Here is a 16,752-nt window from a genome sequence, read left to right as displayed (position 1 = left end):
AATAATTTATAATATGTTAATTTTTTATTTAAAGGAGTTAAGATGTTTAATTTTAAAAGCTTATCAGTTGCACTGCTTTGCTCTTTAAGTTTGAATGCTCAAACGATAGTGCTAAATGGTAATGATATATTGCCAAAAGATATAGTTTCCATATCAAATGGTGCAAAGGTGGATATAGATCAAAATGCATTAAAAAGAGTTGAAAAATCACATAGTGTTTTAATTAATGCCGCAAAAGATGGTCAAAAAATCTATGGTTTAACTGTTGGTGTTGGATTAAACAAAGATAGAAACTTTGTTGATGCAAAAGGAAATTTGGATGAAGAGGTTATAAAAGCTTCAACAGCTTTTAATATAGGACTTATTCATGCTCATTGCGGTGGTGCATATGATGATTTACCAATAAAAACAGCTCGTGCAGTTTTAGCAACAAGACTAAATAATCTTTTGTTTGGTGGTGCAGGTGTTCAAAGTGATGTTGTAAAACTATATAAAGATTTTTTAAATAATGATATTATTCCTGTTATTCCTAGCAAAGGTTCAATGGGTGAAGCTGATATCACAATCCTAGGGCATGTTGGTCTTGCTATGCTTGGTGAGGGTTATGTGTATTATAAGGGTGAAAAAATGCAAGCTAGTGAGGCTTTAAAAAAAGCAGGATTAAAAAAATTAGTTCCATTTGGAAAAGATAGCTTGTCTATATTAAGTTCTAATGCATATTCAGCTGCAATGGGTGCTTTGGCAATTGAGGATTTAAAACAAGCTTTATATGTTACAAAACTTGTTTACGCTCTTAGCTTAGAAGGATTTAATGGAAATGTTGCACCTTTTTTAAAGGAAAGTTCAAGCTTAAGACCATTTAGTAAATATCTAGCGACAACGAAAGAATTAAGAAGTATTTTAAAAGATAGTTATCTATGGGATAAAGATGATACAAGAGCTCTTCAAGACCCACTTAGTTATAGAGATAGCGCATACTATTTTGCTGCACTTTCAAGTACAATTGAAGAGTTAGATAGCTTAATGAAAATTCAACTAAACTCATCAGATGATAACCCTGGAATTTCATTGCAAAATAACAAAGAAACAGATAAATATCAAGAAACAAAACTATATACAAAAGATGGTGCCGTAGTTCCAACTTCAAATTTTGAACCTATTTTATGGGTTGTTGAATTTGAAAAAGCTTCAATAGTTTTAGCACATAACTCCAAAGCAAGTGCAAATAGAACTATAAAGTTATCAAACGACCATTTTACAAACCTTAGTAGATTTTTAGGCACAGATAAGACAGTTCATGCTTTTGGTGCTATGCAAAAACCTTTTGTTTCATTGGCTGGTGAAAATGAATATTTAGCTAATCCTATATCTTTAAATTATACACCAGTTGCAGGTGAGATAGAAGATATGGCTACAAATGCTCCTGCTGTGGTTCAAAAACTACAAAAACAAATAGATAATTATTATTATATATTAGGAATGGAACTTATGCATGCAGCTCAAGCAATTGATCTTAGAAAACAAAAAAATCCAAATTTAAAATTATCAGCACAAACTCAAAAATTATATGATGAATATAGAAAAGTAGTTAAATTTATGGATATTGATAGACCTTTAACAGATGATTTTAGAAATCAAGCTAAGTTTTTAAGAGAGTATAAATAAAGTAAAAAGGCAAACAAGTGGCTAGTAGAAGAGAATTTTTAGGAAAAATGACACTATTTGGCTTAGCAGGCATTACCAATACTAATGCCTTTGCTAGTGAAAATGATGTCAAATGGGATGAAGAGTGGGATGTTTTAGTTGTGGGTTCAGGTTTTGCAGGATCAGCTGCAATTTGTCAAGCCTTAGAAGATGGTGCTAAAACTTTAATGATAGATAAAATGCCTGTTCTTGGTGGAAATTCAGCTATAAATGGTGGAGCAATTGCTGTTGTAAACTCAAGTTTTCAAAAAGATAGAGGCATAAAAGACTCTTATGAATTATATGTAAAAGATATATTAAAAGCTGGACTTGGACTAAATAGAATGGATTTAGTTGAGGTTATTGCAAAAAATGGCAATAGTGCTTATGAATGGACTTTGCAAAAAGGAGTTTATTATAGGAATGCTTTAGGTCAATTTGGCGGACATAGTGTTCCGCGAACCATTTGGCCTGAGATAAACTCAGGTGGCAAGATAACAATACCGCTTCAAGAATTTGCTATGAGAAATGGTGGCACTATAAGAACAAGGGTTATTTTAGATGACTTTATTAAAGATGAAAATGGCAAGATTATAGGTGCAAAGGTTAGAGAAAATTATGATTTTAACTTTGATCCTATGAAAGATGAAAGTGAAAATAAAACTGGAGTTGTTAAGTATTATAAGGTAAATGGTGGAATTGTTATGGCAACTGGCGGTTTCTCTTATGATATTAAATTTAGACAAGAGATAGATCCAGCAATTACACCTGATCTAGATTGTACAAACCATTATGGCGCAACTGCACAAGCTTTAAAAGTTATGATGAAAAATAATGCAAAAACAGTTGATTTAAAATGGATACAACTTGGTCCTTGGGGAAGTCCTGATGAAAAAGGTTTTGGAATAGCTCCTGTTTTTGCAATTCCTGCATTTTCTTATGGAATTATGGTTGATGCAAGAACTGGAAAGAGATTTGTAAATGAGCTTGCTGATAGAAAAATTCGTTCAGATGCCATTTTAAAAATGCACAAAAATCCAGATGGAACTATAACCCATCCTGTGGTAATTTGTGATAGTGTTGGTGCAAAAGGAACAACAAAAGCCAATGTTTATAGAGGAATTCATAAAAATGTTATTAAAGTTTTTGATACTCTAAAAGAACTTGCTGATTTTTATCATATTCCATATGATGGTCTTAAAAAGAGCGTTGATGATTATACAAGATATGCAAGAGCTAGAAAAGACGAAGAATTTGGAAAACCTTTTTTTGAATTTAAAGGTGTAGTTCCTGATTTAACAAAACCACCTTTTTATGCTTGGAGAGCATTGCCAAAAGTTCATCATACAATGGGCGGTGTTAAGATAGATACGGAAGCTAGAGTATATGATAATGATGATAATGTCATTGAAGGTCTTTTTGCAGCTGGTGAAGCCGTAGGTGGCCCTCATGGTGCTAGTAGGCTTGGAAGTTGTGCTATACCTGATTGTTTAGTATTTGGAAGGATAGCTGGAAGAAATGCAGCAAATTTGGCTAAAAAGGATAAAGAATGTTAAAAATATTTAAAATTTTTATCATATGTATTTTTATATCTCCTCTTTATTTGGGTGCAATTGATATATTTACAAAAGAGAATTATCCTATTAAATCACATCATGAAAAACTAGGATTTACCTGTTCAAATTGCCATAAAGAAAAAGATCCAAAAGAGTATAAGGCTCTAAGTACTGATGAGTGCTTGAGTTGCCATAAAAGCTATGAAAATTTAGCAGAATTAACAAGTTATTTAGGTTATGATGACAATATTCATGCTAGCCCTCACTACCCTAATATGGATTGTGCTACTTGCCATAGTTCACATAAAAAAAGTAAAAATTATTGTGTTATGTGCCATTCGCAAGATAGTATGAAAAATTTATTAGTGCCATAAGGAGAGGATTATGAAAAAAACGTTATTAAAAATATTTTGCGTATTGGTTATAGCTTTTGTATTTTTCTTTGGTACTAATGCAGTAGTTCATACGACAAGTAAAAACGAGTTTTGTTCTGTTTGTCATGAATGGATGAAGCCAATGGTTCAAGCATATGCAAAAGATGTTCATGGTGGAGCGAATAAGTTTGGCGTAAGTGCACAATGTGTTGATTGTCACTTGCCTCAAGATAGTTATGTGAAGTATGTATTTCAAAAAGCAATAAATGGTGCAAGTGAAATATCCCATATGGTATTTAATGATGCAAAAGATGCAAAATGGCAAGAAAATAGGGCAAATAGAGAAAAATTTGTGTATAATAGCGGATGTGTTAAGTGTCATACAAATATTTTAGAACTTAACTCAACTAACCAAAACATGTTAGATATGCATAAAATTTATATTGAAAAAAATAATCTTAAAAAAGATAGCGTAAGCTGTGTAAGTTGCCATAAGACCGTTGGCCATAAAAATTTAGGAAAAGTTCTTTTTGAAATCAAAAACCCACCTGTTGGAGATTGGGAATAAAATAAGGAATTAAATGGTAGAGATATTTTATAAAAATAGAGTTTTTATAATTTTTTCTATCATTTTTCTATCATTTATGATTGGCAATTATATGCTTAACCGCTCATTTGCTAAAGAAATTTTAGTAAATGAGCAGATTAATCTACTCTCAGCATCTAGCAATAAGATTGAAAAATGGATAGATGGCAAAAAATCAAGCCTTAATGGGATAAGCTCTTTAATTCAAAATCAAAATATAAAAGATATTGAAGATATATTAATAAAAAGCTCTAAAATTGCAAATTTTGCGACAGTTTATGTTGGATACGAAAATGGAGTTACTATTTCTAGCAGATTTTTTAATAAACCAAAAAATTATATTCCTAAAAATAGACCTTGGTACATAAACACGATTAATCAAGATGAAATTTACATAACAAAACCATATATTGATGTTGGTCTTAAGGTATCTGTTGTATCAATATGTCAAAAAGTTAACAATAAAAATGAAATTTATGGTGTTTTATGCGGCATATTAACTCTTAAAGAGATTAAAAATCAAATTTCAAATCTACCAATGGAAAACGGAAGTAAAATTTTTTTAATTGATGAAAATCATAATATCTTATATGATGAAAAAAATGAAACTAAGATATTCGATCTAGATTTGGATTTATATAAAAAATTAGGATATGAGACATCTGATGAGATAATAACGATAAAACCTATAGAAAATTCTAAATTAATTTTAGTTGCAAAAACTCCCAAAAAAAATATATATAATAAAATAAATGAACAATTTATAATAAATTTTATTATATATATTTTTAGCATTTTACTTTTTTTGCTTCTTGTTGTGATTTATAATAAAATTTCTAAAAGTAAAGATGAAATCATAAATAAAACTAACAAAATGCTTGAGATGTTTGTTGAAAATAGCGAAAAAGGAATTTTAATATTAACAGCCAAAAAAGAGATAGTTTTTTATAATAAACGTCTATTTGAGATACTAAACAGTGAGTTTGAAAGCTATGATGAGTTTATAAAAATTTTACCATTAAAACCAGCTAAAAAAATTTTAGATTTTATGCATAATCCTAGCTATTCTTTAAACTCAAAAAGTAGCTTTAGATTCATTTACGATATCAAAGAGAGTTATTTTGAGATTCAAATTTTACATATTTTTACAAATTCTAACTATGAAGGAGCCATACTCTTTTTAGATGATATCAGTGAAAAGTATAGATTTGAAGAGTATAAAAAAGAGCACGAAAGAATGCTTTTTGCACAAACAAAGATGGCAGAACTTGGGCAGATGATTTCAGCTATATCACATCAATGGGCACAGCCTTTAAATGCGCTTAGTGTTTTTTTAGGAAATTTAATGCAGTTCAAAAAGATGAGGAAGTTAAATGATGAAATTTTTTATGATAATTTAAATAGATCTTTAAAAAATATTGATTATATGAGTAAAACTATGCATATGTTTAAAAACTTTTATAGATTTGAAGATAAAAAGCAAATTTTTGATGTTAAAAAAGCTATAGAAGATACTATTTTTATTCTTTTTTCTCAAAATTCTAAAATAAATATCAAAGTCACTTTTGATAAAAATATAAAGTTAAAATGCAACAACTACTTAAATGACTTTACTCAGATAATAGCTTGCTTAATTCAAAATTCAAAACAGGCATTAGAACAAGTTCAATTTCCTAAAATAGTGATATCAATTAAGGCTGAAAATGGCTTTTTTCTTATAAGTGTTATTGATAATGGTATAGGGTTAAAAAGTGAAACTTTGGAACAAATTTTCACACCTTTTTTTAGTACGAAAAAGAGTAGTGGGCTCGGATTATACATATCAAAACTAATGGCTCATAAAAAATGCGGTGGCGATTTAAAGGTTTTAAAGCCTAAAAACCCAACTGTTTTTTTACTTAAAATAAGTGATGGTTTTAAAGATGATAAATGAAAATATATTAAATAAATTAGCTCAAATTTCTGTTTTATTGGTTGAAGATGATGAAGATCTAAGAATTGCTATAGAGCAATCTTTAAAAATGTATTGCAAAGATGTATCAGTTGCAAGTAATGGACTTGACGGGTTTGATAAATATTTTCAAAAAAATTTTGATATAGTTATCACGGATATAAATTTACCAAAATTAAATGGCTTAGAAATGCTTGAAGAGATCACAAAAAGAGCTGGAAAAATTAACTCTATAATAATAACATCTTATGATACTACGGAGCATTTTTTAGCTAGTATTGAACTTGGTGCATATAACTATTTAAGGAAACCTTTTAGGGTAGAGGAGTTGCAAACTACAATTTTGCTAGCAACTAGCAATAAATGTGATGAAACAGTTAAATTTCGTAAGTTATATGAATATGATTTATTAACAAAAAATCTATTTAAAAACAATAAACAGGTCATTTTAACTAAAACAGAAAATAAGCTAGTTCAATTACTTGTAAGCAATCTAGATAAAGTAGTTACCTATGAGATGATTGAAAATTTTGTATATGGCACTAAAGACATGAGCACAGAAGCTCTTAGAATGTTAATAAAAAAGATAAGATTAAAAACTGACCATGATTTTATACAAAATTTATCAGGTGTTGGGTATAAAATTAGCCTAAGAAATTGATAACGGTTTAAAATTAGTCTTTTTATGCATTATTATAAAAATATTTAATATATTTTCATCTAAATTATAACCATAAAAATTCTATTGTTTTTTTATATTTATTAATGTATAATAAATAGTTTTTAAACTTATAGGTTTAAAAAAGAAAAAAGAGGTAGAAAATATGATTGCTAGGCAGAGATTATTATCATTGGTACTTTGTTTTGCCTTAAGTGGTTGCGCAGTTGCCGATAAAAATATGGGCAAAATGGGGGGCGTAGCCATTGGTGCAGGTACTGGGGCGGTTATAGGCAAGGAATTAGGCGATGATTCTGGCATGGTAATAGGAGCTATATTGGGGGCTGGGGTTGGGCTTATCATAGGCGATTATATAGATAAAAGAAGAGCTGAGCAAAAAAAAATAGCTCAAAAGTATGATGTAAAAATAAATTTTGATGATATAAAATATGATGGAAAATATTTAGGTGATAAAGTTGTGTCTACTAATGAAAATCAATTTGACGTAGGTAAAAGCACTCTTAATTTAAATGCTAAAGAATATTATGAAAATTTAGCAAAATCTTATGCTAAAAACACAAAAGAAACTAAGATTTTAATAGTAGGGCATACAGATGATAGCGGATCAAGTAGTTTAAATAAAAAACTTTCCGAAGAAAGAGCAAAAGAAGTAGGAAAAGTATTTTCTAAAAATGGTATAAAATCTAAAAATTTATATTATTGGGGAGCAGGAGAATCTCAACCTATTGCTGATAATAATAAGAATGCAGGGAGAATGAAAAATAGACGTGTTGAAATTATAGAGCTTTCAAACCAGAGTGATATAGTAAAATATACTCAAAATATAAAAGTAAATCCTGCTTATTTTACTAAATTAAAACCAGCTGTTATTGCAAAATCCAAACCTTTTTCAAAATTAAAGCAAAGACAAGAACCTATTACAAATAAAAAAGATAATTCTGTTCAAGTGGGCGATATAAAAGAAATTTCTAAAAAAAATGATACAAAAAACATAACTACTTCTCCAAGCTTTCTTGTAGATTTTGGTGGTAAAGCTACAAATGACACATATTTTGCTCTAGGTAAAGAATATGGCGGAAGAAAAACAGGTTTTTCTTTGATAGCCAAAGCATATGCAAGTGATTTTATGTCAAATTGTGCATATGATCAATATCATGAAGAAGGCAATATAAAGTCTTTATTAAGCGGTAAAACGATAATAAAAACTACTGATCAAAAAAAAGGTCTTAATGGTGGTGTTTGGTATGCAGACTTAAATAATAATCGTGTGGGAATAGGCCCAGTTTCAGTTTTATCAAAAAATTTAAAACCAGCTAAAAATCCAAATATATATATTTATGAAAAATATATATCCGGAAGCAATGCTAAATCAAATTACATTTTAAATACCAATGTAAATACTTATGCTGGTGAAAATGGTCTTTTATATAGAGTTTTTATAAATGGAGAAAAATCACCCATAAATTGCATGGATATTGTTTTTGATAATTTTGATCTTAAAAATTCATATGGATATTTATATTATAGTGATTCTAATGCTAGATTATTTGAAAAGAAATTTAAAATTAATTCATTAAGGAAATAATATGGAAGGTTTTATTAGCTTTTTGGTTGTATATAGAGCTATAATAACAGCAGCAGTTTTAACACTATCAGCTTTGATACTAATCATTAAATTTTGGGATAAAATTAAATTTTGGTGGCTTTGTTTTTGGATTAGTTTCCCTTTATTTGGGATAATAGCAAGAAGCTATAAAGATAAAAATTTCACAGATAATGAAAATAGTGTATGGCATGGTTGGACAAGTGCCGAAACTACTCTTTGTGATAGATTTTATCGTTATTATAAAGCTTTTATGAGCAAAGATGAAAGAACTTACGAAAAGTCAAAATCATATTTAAACAAAATTGAAGAGATTGATAGAAAAAAATTTCCTATTTTTATGATGGTAATTATATTTTTGCTTGTTATTTTAGAGGCACTTGGGTTTTCATATGTTTTGGCTGGCTGGACTATACCAGGGGCGAGCGAGTCTTTGCAAGAAAAGGGAGCTGTTGGCATAGCTTTTGTGATATCGGTAATTTTAGTAGGTTTTACTCATTTTACAGGTTCTGAAATTTATGTTAATTCGCTTCGCACCAAAATACGTGATTTTCAGTTAAAGGAACAAGCGAAATACAATAAAGAGATTGAACTAATATCAAACCCAAAGGTAAGTCTTGAAAATGATTATGTTGATGATGATGAACCACGATGTTTGCAAATGTATAATAGGCTTGCAAACAAAAATGCCAATGCTACTCCTGCTTGGGTTGTATCAATTATAACCGCTGTATTGATAACTCTAATAGCTATAGGAGCTACTTATGTTCGTGGTCAAGTTTTAGAAAAACAATTAAATCAAGAAATTTCAAGCATATCAACTAATATTTACAATGATTTTTCATCTGAATTAAGTAAAATACAAGAAAGCGCTGATAATCAAGCATTGCAAGAACAACAAGGTGCAGATAGAAAAGCAGGTTGGGCAACTTTTATAGTTTTAGCCGTACTTTTTGTTTTTATTCAAATTTTAGGCATACTTTTTGGATATAAATGGGGTTTTGCAGGTAAAGAAAGTGAAAAAGCATTTAATATAACACATATGTTTATAGATAAAAATGATTATATTCAATTTTGGGAAAGAAAAAGGGATAGCATTAAAACAATTGCTAATGAAAAATTAAATATTTTAAAATCAAAAGAAGGTGAATATATAACAAAAGCAAATGTTAGAAGCCATACATCTAATAATATAAGTCAAAATAGCAGTAGAACATTCGAAAAATACATTAGCATAAAAGAAAATGAACATGCAATGGAGCAAAAACAAAGAATGAAAAATAATAGTGAAATTTCAGAAAAAAACATTGAAAATAAACCCGTAAATGAAATTGCAACTGATAGTAAAAATATTATAGAAACAAATGATAGTATAACATCACAAGAACTATCTAAAAAAGAAATGAAAATTCAAACCTTAAAAGATTTGATTAATGAAGAAAAAAATAAAGAAAATCCGGATGAAAATATGTTGCGAAAATATAAAGAGCAACTAGGAAATATAATGTTGGAGGATTAAATGAAAAAAATTTTATTACTTTTGAATATATTATTTGTAAATTTGATAGCAAATTCGATGAGTTGTTATGATTATTATAATATTAAAAAAGAACAAGAAATTAAAAGTGCAGTTTTTGTACTTATAGATGAAACAACTCTATTTAATGAAGCTTTGCAAAATCAAGTCTTGGCGAATTCTTTGAAATTTGTAAAATATGGAAATCATATTTTTATTGCTAAATTTTCATCATTTTTAGACGGTAAATATAATGAAGTTCTATTTGAGATGAATATTGATACACCTTTAAGCAAAGAAGAAAAATACAATATAAGAAAAGACCTACTTGTAAAAGTTGATAAGTGCCTAAAAGATCAGATAGGTTATGTTAGAAATATGATAAAAAAGAGTATTAGCGGGGCTTTTTTAAAAGATGGTGATAGCATAGCAAAGTCTGATATATTTTATGCCTTGCAGGATTTTGGGAATTATGTTATAGCTCCTATGAAAATAGAAGATAAAGTAGTAATTTTGGCTTCTGACATGCTTGAGAATTCATCAATTACCTCTTTTTATGTAAGGGGTTTGCCACGCCTATTAAATAATAAAAAAGAGCTTAATTTATTGGAAAAGAATGATTTATTTGGAAACTTTGGTGGGGCTAAAATTTATGTTATAGGAACTGGACTCACAGAATCCAAAAAAGGATATATAAAACCCCAAGTATTAAAATCTTTAAATAGTTTTTGGGTAGAATATTTCAATAGATCCAATGCCAAACTTATTGAGCTAGGAACTCCAGCCTTAAAGCATGGAATTAAATAATTTATTGAGTGTCTTGCATTGACACTCAAAGGCAAATTTACAGGTAAAGTGTTGCTGTAAAGTTACCGTGCAGGTTACAGAATGCTGTTGATTTTAATACTTTAACATCGTCAAGTTTAACTCTTGCACTTAAATATCCTCTTGAAATAACAGGCTCTAAGTTTACAACGCTAACAAGTTTATCATCTGCATAAAGATCTATTTTATAAATCCAGTGATTTGCTTCGCTTGGGTGAATTATGCCTAATTGTCCAACGGTTATCTCAACTAAAGTATAACCTTTTTCATCTTTATTGCCTATATGTATAGCTGGAAGGTGTTTTGCTTCAAAATCTGTTGGGTTTTTGGGATCTTTAACTACCATATCTTGTTTGTTAACTATAAGTTTTTCATCATAAGCACTTAAGCTACTTACTGCAACTGCACTTATTGCCAAGGCTTTTAGAGCATCTCTTCTTTTCATTTTTTCTCCTTGTGAAAATATCTAATTATTTTACATATTTAAAATTAATAAATAATAACAAAAATAAAATAGTTATATATGAGATTAATAAACACAAATATGTAATTATATAATTTTAAGATTATAATAAAATGCTATAATAAATAAAAAATTTAAGGAGTTGTTTATGGAACAGTTTTTGGGTTTAGTGATAGTTATATGTGTTATTATAGCTATGTTTTTAAAAGCAGGTTTTAAAATAGTATCTCAATCTGATATAGTAATTATAGAAAGAATGGGTAAATTTCATAGAGTTTTAGATGGTGGATTTCACGTTATAATTCCTTTTATAGATAGAGTAAAATCTGTTCTTACTGCAAGAGAACAACTTGTTGATATAACAAGACAACAAGTCATAACAAGAGATAATGTTAATATTCAAGTTGATGGCATTGTTTATATGAAAATCATAAATGGAAAAATGGCGTATTATAATGTTGAGGACTATAGAAAAGCCATTTCAAATTTAGCTATGACAACATTAAGAGGCGAGATTGGCGGTATGATTTTAGATGATACTCTTTCATCAAGAGATAAATTAAATGCTGCCCTTCAAATAGCTCTAGGGGACGCTGCTGATAACTGGGGTGTTAAGATTATGCGTGTAGAGATATCTGAAATTTCAGTTCCTAATGACATAGAAGAGGCTATGAATATGCAGATGAAAGCGGAGCGTGAAAAAAGAGCTATTGAGCTAAGAGCACAAGCTGACAAGCAAGCCGTTATTTTAAATGCAGAGGCTATGAAACAAGAAAAAGTTTTAGAAGCTGAGGCGATCGAGAGAATGGCAGATGCCAAAAAATATGAACAAGTTGCGATAGCTGAAGGTCAAAAAGAGGCTATGAATAATATAAATATAGCAATGAGTACATCTGATTTTGCGGCACAATATATGTTAGCACAAGATAGGATTGGTGCGTTTAGTGAGTTAGCAAAAAGTAATAGCAAAGATAAAATTTTAGTTCCTTTTGAAGTTAGTGATTTTATAGGAAGTCTTAGTCTAACAAAAGAGTTTTTGGGCAAAAAACCAGTGATAGAAAAAGAGCCAAAAGATGATAATGCTTGATCCTATTAATCTTTTTATCATAGCTGCTATCTGTTTAGCTTTTGAGCTTATGATAGCAAATTTTATACTTATATTTTTTGGTTTAGGTTTTTTTATAGTTGGAATATTAAGCTTTTTTATAAAAATCAGCTGGGAGTGGCAAATGCTAATAGCCTTTGTTCTATCTTTAGTTTTGATGTTTGTTTTAAAAAAACCTTTTAAAAGATGGTTTCATAGATATAGTGAAGAGATTAAAGATAACTATTTTGATGAAGAGGGCGTTGGCGAAATTAAAAATGGTATGGTTTATTACAAAGGAACCTTTTGGCAAAGTGATGATATAGCTGGGCTAGAAGAGGGAGCCAAAGTAGAGGTTTTAGGTGTTAAAGATAGTAAGATTAAAATTAAAAGATAGGTAGTTAAGACATATGGAAAAAATCATTTTAGAGGCAAAAAATACTCAAATTCCACTTCTGTTTGAGCATGATGATAGTTTGCCTGTTGTAAATTTAAAACTAATATTTAAAGTAGCGGGTTCTGTGGCTGATAGTAAAATGGGGCTTTCTAGGCTTTGTGCAAGGTTATTAAATGAAGGCACAAAAGAGCTTGGAAGTAATGAGTATGCAAGGCTTTTGGAGATAAAAGCTATAGAGCTTCACAGCTCTAGTGGGTTTGAAACATTTAGCATTGAGCTTAATTGCTTAAAGGAGCATTTTAGTTACGCTTTTTCTATGTTAGTCAAGCTTTTAAAAGATCCAAATTTAACAGATGATACCTTGCAAAAGATTAAAAATATAGTAAAATCTCAAATAGCCATAAACGAAAATGAGTTTGACTATTTAGCAGGACTTGAGTTAAACAAAATACTACATCCAGATACCCCAAGAGCAAATCCTACCATAGGAACATATGAAAGCATTGAAAGTATTGATTTAAAAGATGTTGAAGGCTTTATAAAAGAGTATCTAAACTTAGCAAATTTATACATAGTTTTAGCAGGAGATGTAAAGCTTGAAGAGATTGATTTTTCAAAAGCACTATATGCTCTAGAGGCAGGAGAAAAAAGAGAGCTTCCGCAAATTTCTACAAGTGATGAAAAAACATTTAAAGAGATTAAGAAAAATAGCGAACAAGCATATATATATTTTGGTGCACCTTTTATAATTAAAAAAGATGACATTTATAAAGCAAATGTTGCTAGTTTTATATTGGGCGCTGGTGGTTTTGGAAGTAGGCTAATGGAAGAAATTCGTGTTAAAAGAGGTCTTGCATACTCTATCTATGCTAGAAATAACTTTGAGCTTAGCCTTAGTAGAATTACAGGTTATTTGCAAACCAAAAATGAGAATAAGGAAGAGGCGATAGCTGTTATAAAAGAGGAATTTGAAAAATTTATAAAAGATGGAGTTAGCGAAGATGAGTTGAAATCTGCTAAAGATTTTTTAGTAGGAAGCGTATCTTTAACCCAAGAAACAATGTTTCAAAGAGTAAATACAAAACAAGATAACTTCTATAAGGGTTATGAATTTGATGAAATTTCAAAAAGAATTAAGCAGATTAAAGAGCTTACTTTAGATGAATTAAATCAATTTATAAAAGCGCATACCGAAATTGGTAATTTATCTTTTGCCGTCCTTTCAAAATGAATAAACAAGAAAAAGAAGAGTTAAAGAAAATTGGTGTAAAAAACATAATTGATTTAGCTCTTCTTTTGCCAAAAAGTTTTGATGATTTAAGTTTAAGTGAATTTCCAAATGAGGGTGAAAACACAGCGGAGATAGAGTGCAAAGGCTACTTTTTAAATCGCTCTATGCTAAATGTTAATGTCTTTTGCATTACCTGGCAAAAAGATATTAAGATAGTTGTTTTTAATGCTAAACCTTGGCATTATAGTATGTTTAAAGCTGGCAAAAAGATGTTTATACATGGTAAAGCTACAAAATTTGGAAATATGTGGCAATTTGTAAATCCAAAAGTAGTTACAAAAGTTGGTTATATTCTACCTAGATACAAGCTTAGTATTAAAGATAACATAGTTCAAAATACTATCAAAAAATATCTAAATTTTAATAATTTAACAAAAGAAGGCTTAAATGAAAATGAGGCAAATTTGCTTTTAGATATCCATAAAAGCGACAAAGAAAGTGTAAATTTGCTAAGCAAGCTAGAAACAGATAATGAGTATTTAAACACCTTAAAATTTATAGAAATTTTTAACTATTTAAAAAAACTTAGTAGAAAAAAGTTAATTCATCCCGCAAAAAAAGTAGCTGTAAATAGTATAGATGATTGGATAGAGACATTACCATTTAAACCAACCAAAGATCAAATAAACGCACTTGAAGATATAAAAAAAGATTTTTTAGGCAATGTTGCTAAAAGGCGAGTTGTTATGGGAGATGTTGGGAGTGGAAAAACTCTTGTAATGCTTGGAGCTAGTTTGATGATATATCCAAGCGTTTCCATTTTAATGGCTCCAACTAGCATTTTAGCAGAGCAAATTTATAATGAAGCTAAAAAACTACTTCCTAATTATATAAATGTAATGCTAGTAAAAAGTGGTGATAAAAAGATTGATTTTAAAGGTGTAAATTTGATAATAGGAACTCATGTTTTACTATATCAAAACTTGCCAAAAGCAAATTTGATCATGGTTGATGAACAGCACAGGTTTGGTTCAAACCAAAGAGAAAAGATAAATTTACTAACAAAAGATGGAGAGTATCTATCTCACTACATACAATTTAGCGCAACTCCGATACCAAGAACACTAACTCTAATAGAGTCAGAACTAGTTAGTTTTAGTTTCTTAAAACAGATGCCATTTAAAAAAGAAATTCAAACTATAATCCTACAAAGCAGCGGTTTTAGCGAGCTTATATCGCATATGAAAGATGAGATTAAAAAGGGAAAGCAAGCCATAGTTGTCTACCCACTCGTTGAAGAGAGTGAAGTAAGTGAATATCAAAGCCTAAATGAGGGCAAGGATTACTGGTTTAAAAACTTTGAAAATGTATTTTTAACACATGGAAAAGATAAAGAAAAAGAAGAAATTTTAAAAGAGTTTAAAGACAAGGGTGATATTTTACTAACTACAACTGTTGTAGAAGTAGGAATTTCGCTTCCAAGGCTTAGTATAATCGTAATTGTTGGGGCTGAAAGAATGGGGCTTGCTACACTTCATCAGCTTCGTGGAAGAGTTGGAAGAGTTGGTGGAAAAGGTTGGTGTTATCTTTTTACAAAGCTTAAAAATCCACCAGATAGATTAAAGGAATTTACTAAAACTCTTGATGGTTTTAAAGTTGCACAAATTGATCTTAAAAATAGACAAAGTGGCGATCTACTTGATGGAACTGTACAACACGGCGCTACTTTTAAATTTTATGATTATGAAGAAGATATTACATTAATAGCTAAAAGAAGATTGGCAAAATACAAAATTTAATTTAAACTTATAAATATATTAATAAAACATTAGTAAAATGATAATAAATACTAAAAAAGGAGAGATGATGAGAAAAATTTTATTTTTAACTATGATTTTAACTAGTGCTATTTTTGCTAGAAGTATTGTGATAGATGTTGTAGAGCATAGACCTGTTTATGAGATAAAAGAGAAAACGCATATGGTTGAAAACTGCAATAAGTCTGATTATAATATAGCCGGAACTGTTTTAGGCGGTGTTGCTGGTGGGGTTTTAGGTCATCAAATTGGTGGAGGAACTGGTAAAAAGCTTGCCACAGTTGCTGGAACTGTTCTTGGTGGATATGCTGGAAATAAGGCTGAGGGCAACATAAGAAATAAACAAGGTTGCACATATAAAGAAGAGGTTTCTGAAGATAAAGTTCTTACAGGCTATAGAAATATAGGGTATTATAATGGTAAAGAGTATTCTAAAATTACATTAGAAAAACAGGAGAAAATTCGTATAGATGTAAAATGATTTTTAAAAATAAAAATAATTGAAAATAATTAAGAAATTTTAGAAGTATTTTTATAACTTGCAAATAAAAAGATAGACAAAATAAGCCTATAAAAGGAAAAATTATGCACGGAGTTAAAATTATATTAGATGAAGAAAAATAAAAAGAGAAGATAAATACGATATAGATAAATTGTATAATGCTTTAGCAAAATATGCTGAAGAAAATAACCTTATAGTAAAAGATAAAAATACTTTTATTTGTCCTAGCACTGAACATGATTTAGCATACTTAGGAAATTATATTTATAAATATTTAACAAGATTAGACTGGTTTCCTGAAAATGTTAAAGAGTGGACTTGGTTTTCTGACAAAGAAGAAAAATTAAATACCAACTTAGTAAAAATTTGTAAAAAATATAAGGTTGGTTTATATGCATGATAAAGAAAGTAGTTTTTATCTAATTAAAGTATAAGAGAGATTTTTAAAAGCTATAAAAATTAAGATAAAAGGGGCATTAAGCCCC

At 29.3% G+C, this 16,752-nt stretch carries 16 protein-coding genes; 15 read left to right on the top strand and 1 reads right to left on the bottom strand.

Annotated elements, in window-relative coordinates; translation table 11 throughout:
• Positions 1–42 precede the first annotated feature (42 nt).
• The 9 genes from CBLAS_RS06190 (at position 43) to CBLAS_RS06150 (ending at position 10,755) form a co-directional block, all read left to right on the top strand.
• Entirely contained in the window at positions 43–1,665 is a 1,623-nt protein-coding gene (locus CBLAS_RS06190; protein ID WP_106871922.1) for an HAL/PAL/TAL family ammonia-lyase, read from the top strand.
• A gap of 17 nt (positions 1,666–1,682) precedes the next feature.
• The gene (locus CBLAS_RS06185; protein ID WP_241517609.1) at positions 1,683–3,239 is read left to right on the top strand and encodes a flavocytochrome c; all 1,557 of its coding nucleotides are present in this window, start codon (positions 1,683–1,685) and stop codon (positions 3,237–3,239) included.
• Positions 3,233–3,613, top strand: a complete 381-nt coding sequence (locus tag CBLAS_RS06180; RefSeq protein ID WP_106871920.1) for a cytochrome c3 family protein — start codon at positions 3,233–3,235, stop codon at positions 3,611–3,613. The genes CBLAS_RS06185 and CBLAS_RS06180 overlap by 7 nt, the downstream gene beginning before the upstream one ends.
• Positions 3,614–3,623: 10 nt before the next feature.
• Positions 3,624–4,181, top strand: a complete 558-nt coding sequence (locus tag CBLAS_RS06175; RefSeq protein ID WP_106871918.1) for a cytochrome c3 family protein — start codon at positions 3,624–3,626, stop codon at positions 4,179–4,181.
• Between the two features lie 13 nt (positions 4,182–4,194).
• The gene (locus tag CBLAS_RS06170; protein ID WP_106871916.1) at positions 4,195–6,132 is read left to right on the top strand and encodes a sensor histidine kinase; all 1,938 of its coding nucleotides are present in this window, start codon (positions 4,195–4,197) and stop codon (positions 6,130–6,132) included.
• Positions 6,122–6,811, top strand: a complete 690-nt coding sequence (locus tag CBLAS_RS06165) for a response regulator transcription factor (protein WP_106871914.1) — start codon at positions 6,122–6,124, stop codon at positions 6,809–6,811. Before CBLAS_RS06170 ends, CBLAS_RS06165 begins: the two co-directional genes overlap by 11 nt.
• Positions 6,812–6,974: 163 nt before the next feature.
• The gene (locus tag CBLAS_RS06160) at positions 6,975–8,414 is read left to right on the top strand and encodes an OmpA family protein (RefSeq protein WP_106871912.1); all 1,440 of its coding nucleotides are present in this window, start codon (positions 6,975–6,977) and stop codon (positions 8,412–8,414) included.
• Position 8,415: 1 nt separating this feature from the next.
• Positions 8,416–9,951 (top strand): hypothetical protein, encoded by a 1,536-nt coding sequence (locus CBLAS_RS06155; RefSeq protein WP_106871910.1) that lies wholly within the window; start codon positions 8,416–8,418, stop codon positions 9,949–9,951.
• Positions 9,952–10,755, top strand: a complete 804-nt coding sequence (locus CBLAS_RS06150; protein ID WP_106871908.1) for a hypothetical protein — start codon at positions 9,952–9,954, stop codon at positions 10,753–10,755.
• A 37-nt stretch (positions 10,756–10,792) separates the two neighbouring features.
• On the opposite strand, the gene CBLAS_RS06145 is transcribed toward CBLAS_RS06150, so the two are convergent.
• The gene (locus tag CBLAS_RS06145; RefSeq protein WP_106871906.1) at positions 10,793–11,218 is read right to left on the bottom strand and encodes a desulfoferrodoxin family protein; all 426 of its coding nucleotides are present in this window, start codon (positions 11,216–11,218) and stop codon (positions 10,793–10,795) included.
• A 166-nt stretch (positions 11,219–11,384) separates the two neighbouring features.
• On the opposite strand from CBLAS_RS06145, the gene CBLAS_RS06140 reads away from it, so the two are divergent.
• The 6 genes from CBLAS_RS06140 to CBLAS_RS06115 all read left to right on the top strand — a co-directional run bounded on the left by CBLAS_RS06140 (position 11,385) and on the right by CBLAS_RS06115 (position 16,667).
• Positions 11,385–12,323, top strand: coding sequence for an SPFH domain-containing protein (locus tag CBLAS_RS06140; RefSeq protein ID WP_106871904.1), 939 nt, complete (start codon positions 11,385–11,387; stop codon positions 12,321–12,323).
• Entirely contained in the window at positions 12,310–12,717 is a 408-nt protein-coding gene (locus CBLAS_RS06135) for an NfeD family protein (RefSeq protein WP_241517608.1), read from the top strand. Before CBLAS_RS06140 ends, CBLAS_RS06135 begins: the two co-directional genes overlap by 14 nt.
• A gap of 13 nt (positions 12,718–12,730) precedes the next feature.
• Positions 12,731–13,948 (top strand): M16 family metallopeptidase, encoded by a 1,218-nt coding sequence (locus CBLAS_RS06130; RefSeq protein ID WP_106871902.1) that lies wholly within the window; start codon positions 12,731–12,733, stop codon positions 13,946–13,948.
• Complete coding sequence (recG, locus tag CBLAS_RS06125; RefSeq protein WP_106871900.1) at positions 13,945–15,747, top strand: ATP-dependent DNA helicase RecG; 1,803 nt, start codon at positions 13,945–13,947, stop codon at positions 15,745–15,747. Before CBLAS_RS06130 ends, recG begins: the two co-directional genes overlap by 4 nt.
• Positions 15,748–15,814: 67 nt before the next feature.
• A complete protein-coding gene (locus CBLAS_RS06120) occupies positions 15,815–16,246 on the top strand; it encodes a glycine zipper 2TM domain-containing protein (RefSeq protein ID WP_106871898.1) in 432 nt (143 codons plus the stop codon).
• Between the two features lie 172 nt (positions 16,247–16,418).
• Positions 16,419–16,667, top strand: a complete 249-nt coding sequence (locus tag CBLAS_RS06115) for a hypothetical protein (RefSeq protein WP_106871896.1) — start codon at positions 16,419–16,421, stop codon at positions 16,665–16,667.
• Positions 16,668–16,752: the final 85 nt, after the last annotated feature.

The sequence above is a fragment of the Campylobacter blaseri genome, from assembly GCF_013201895.1.
Classification (GTDB): domain Bacteria; phylum Campylobacterota; class Campylobacteria; order Campylobacterales; family Campylobacteraceae; genus Campylobacter_B; species Campylobacter_B blaseri.
Note: the sequence above shows the minus strand (reverse complement) of the source record. Positions and strands in the feature narration are given on the sequence as shown.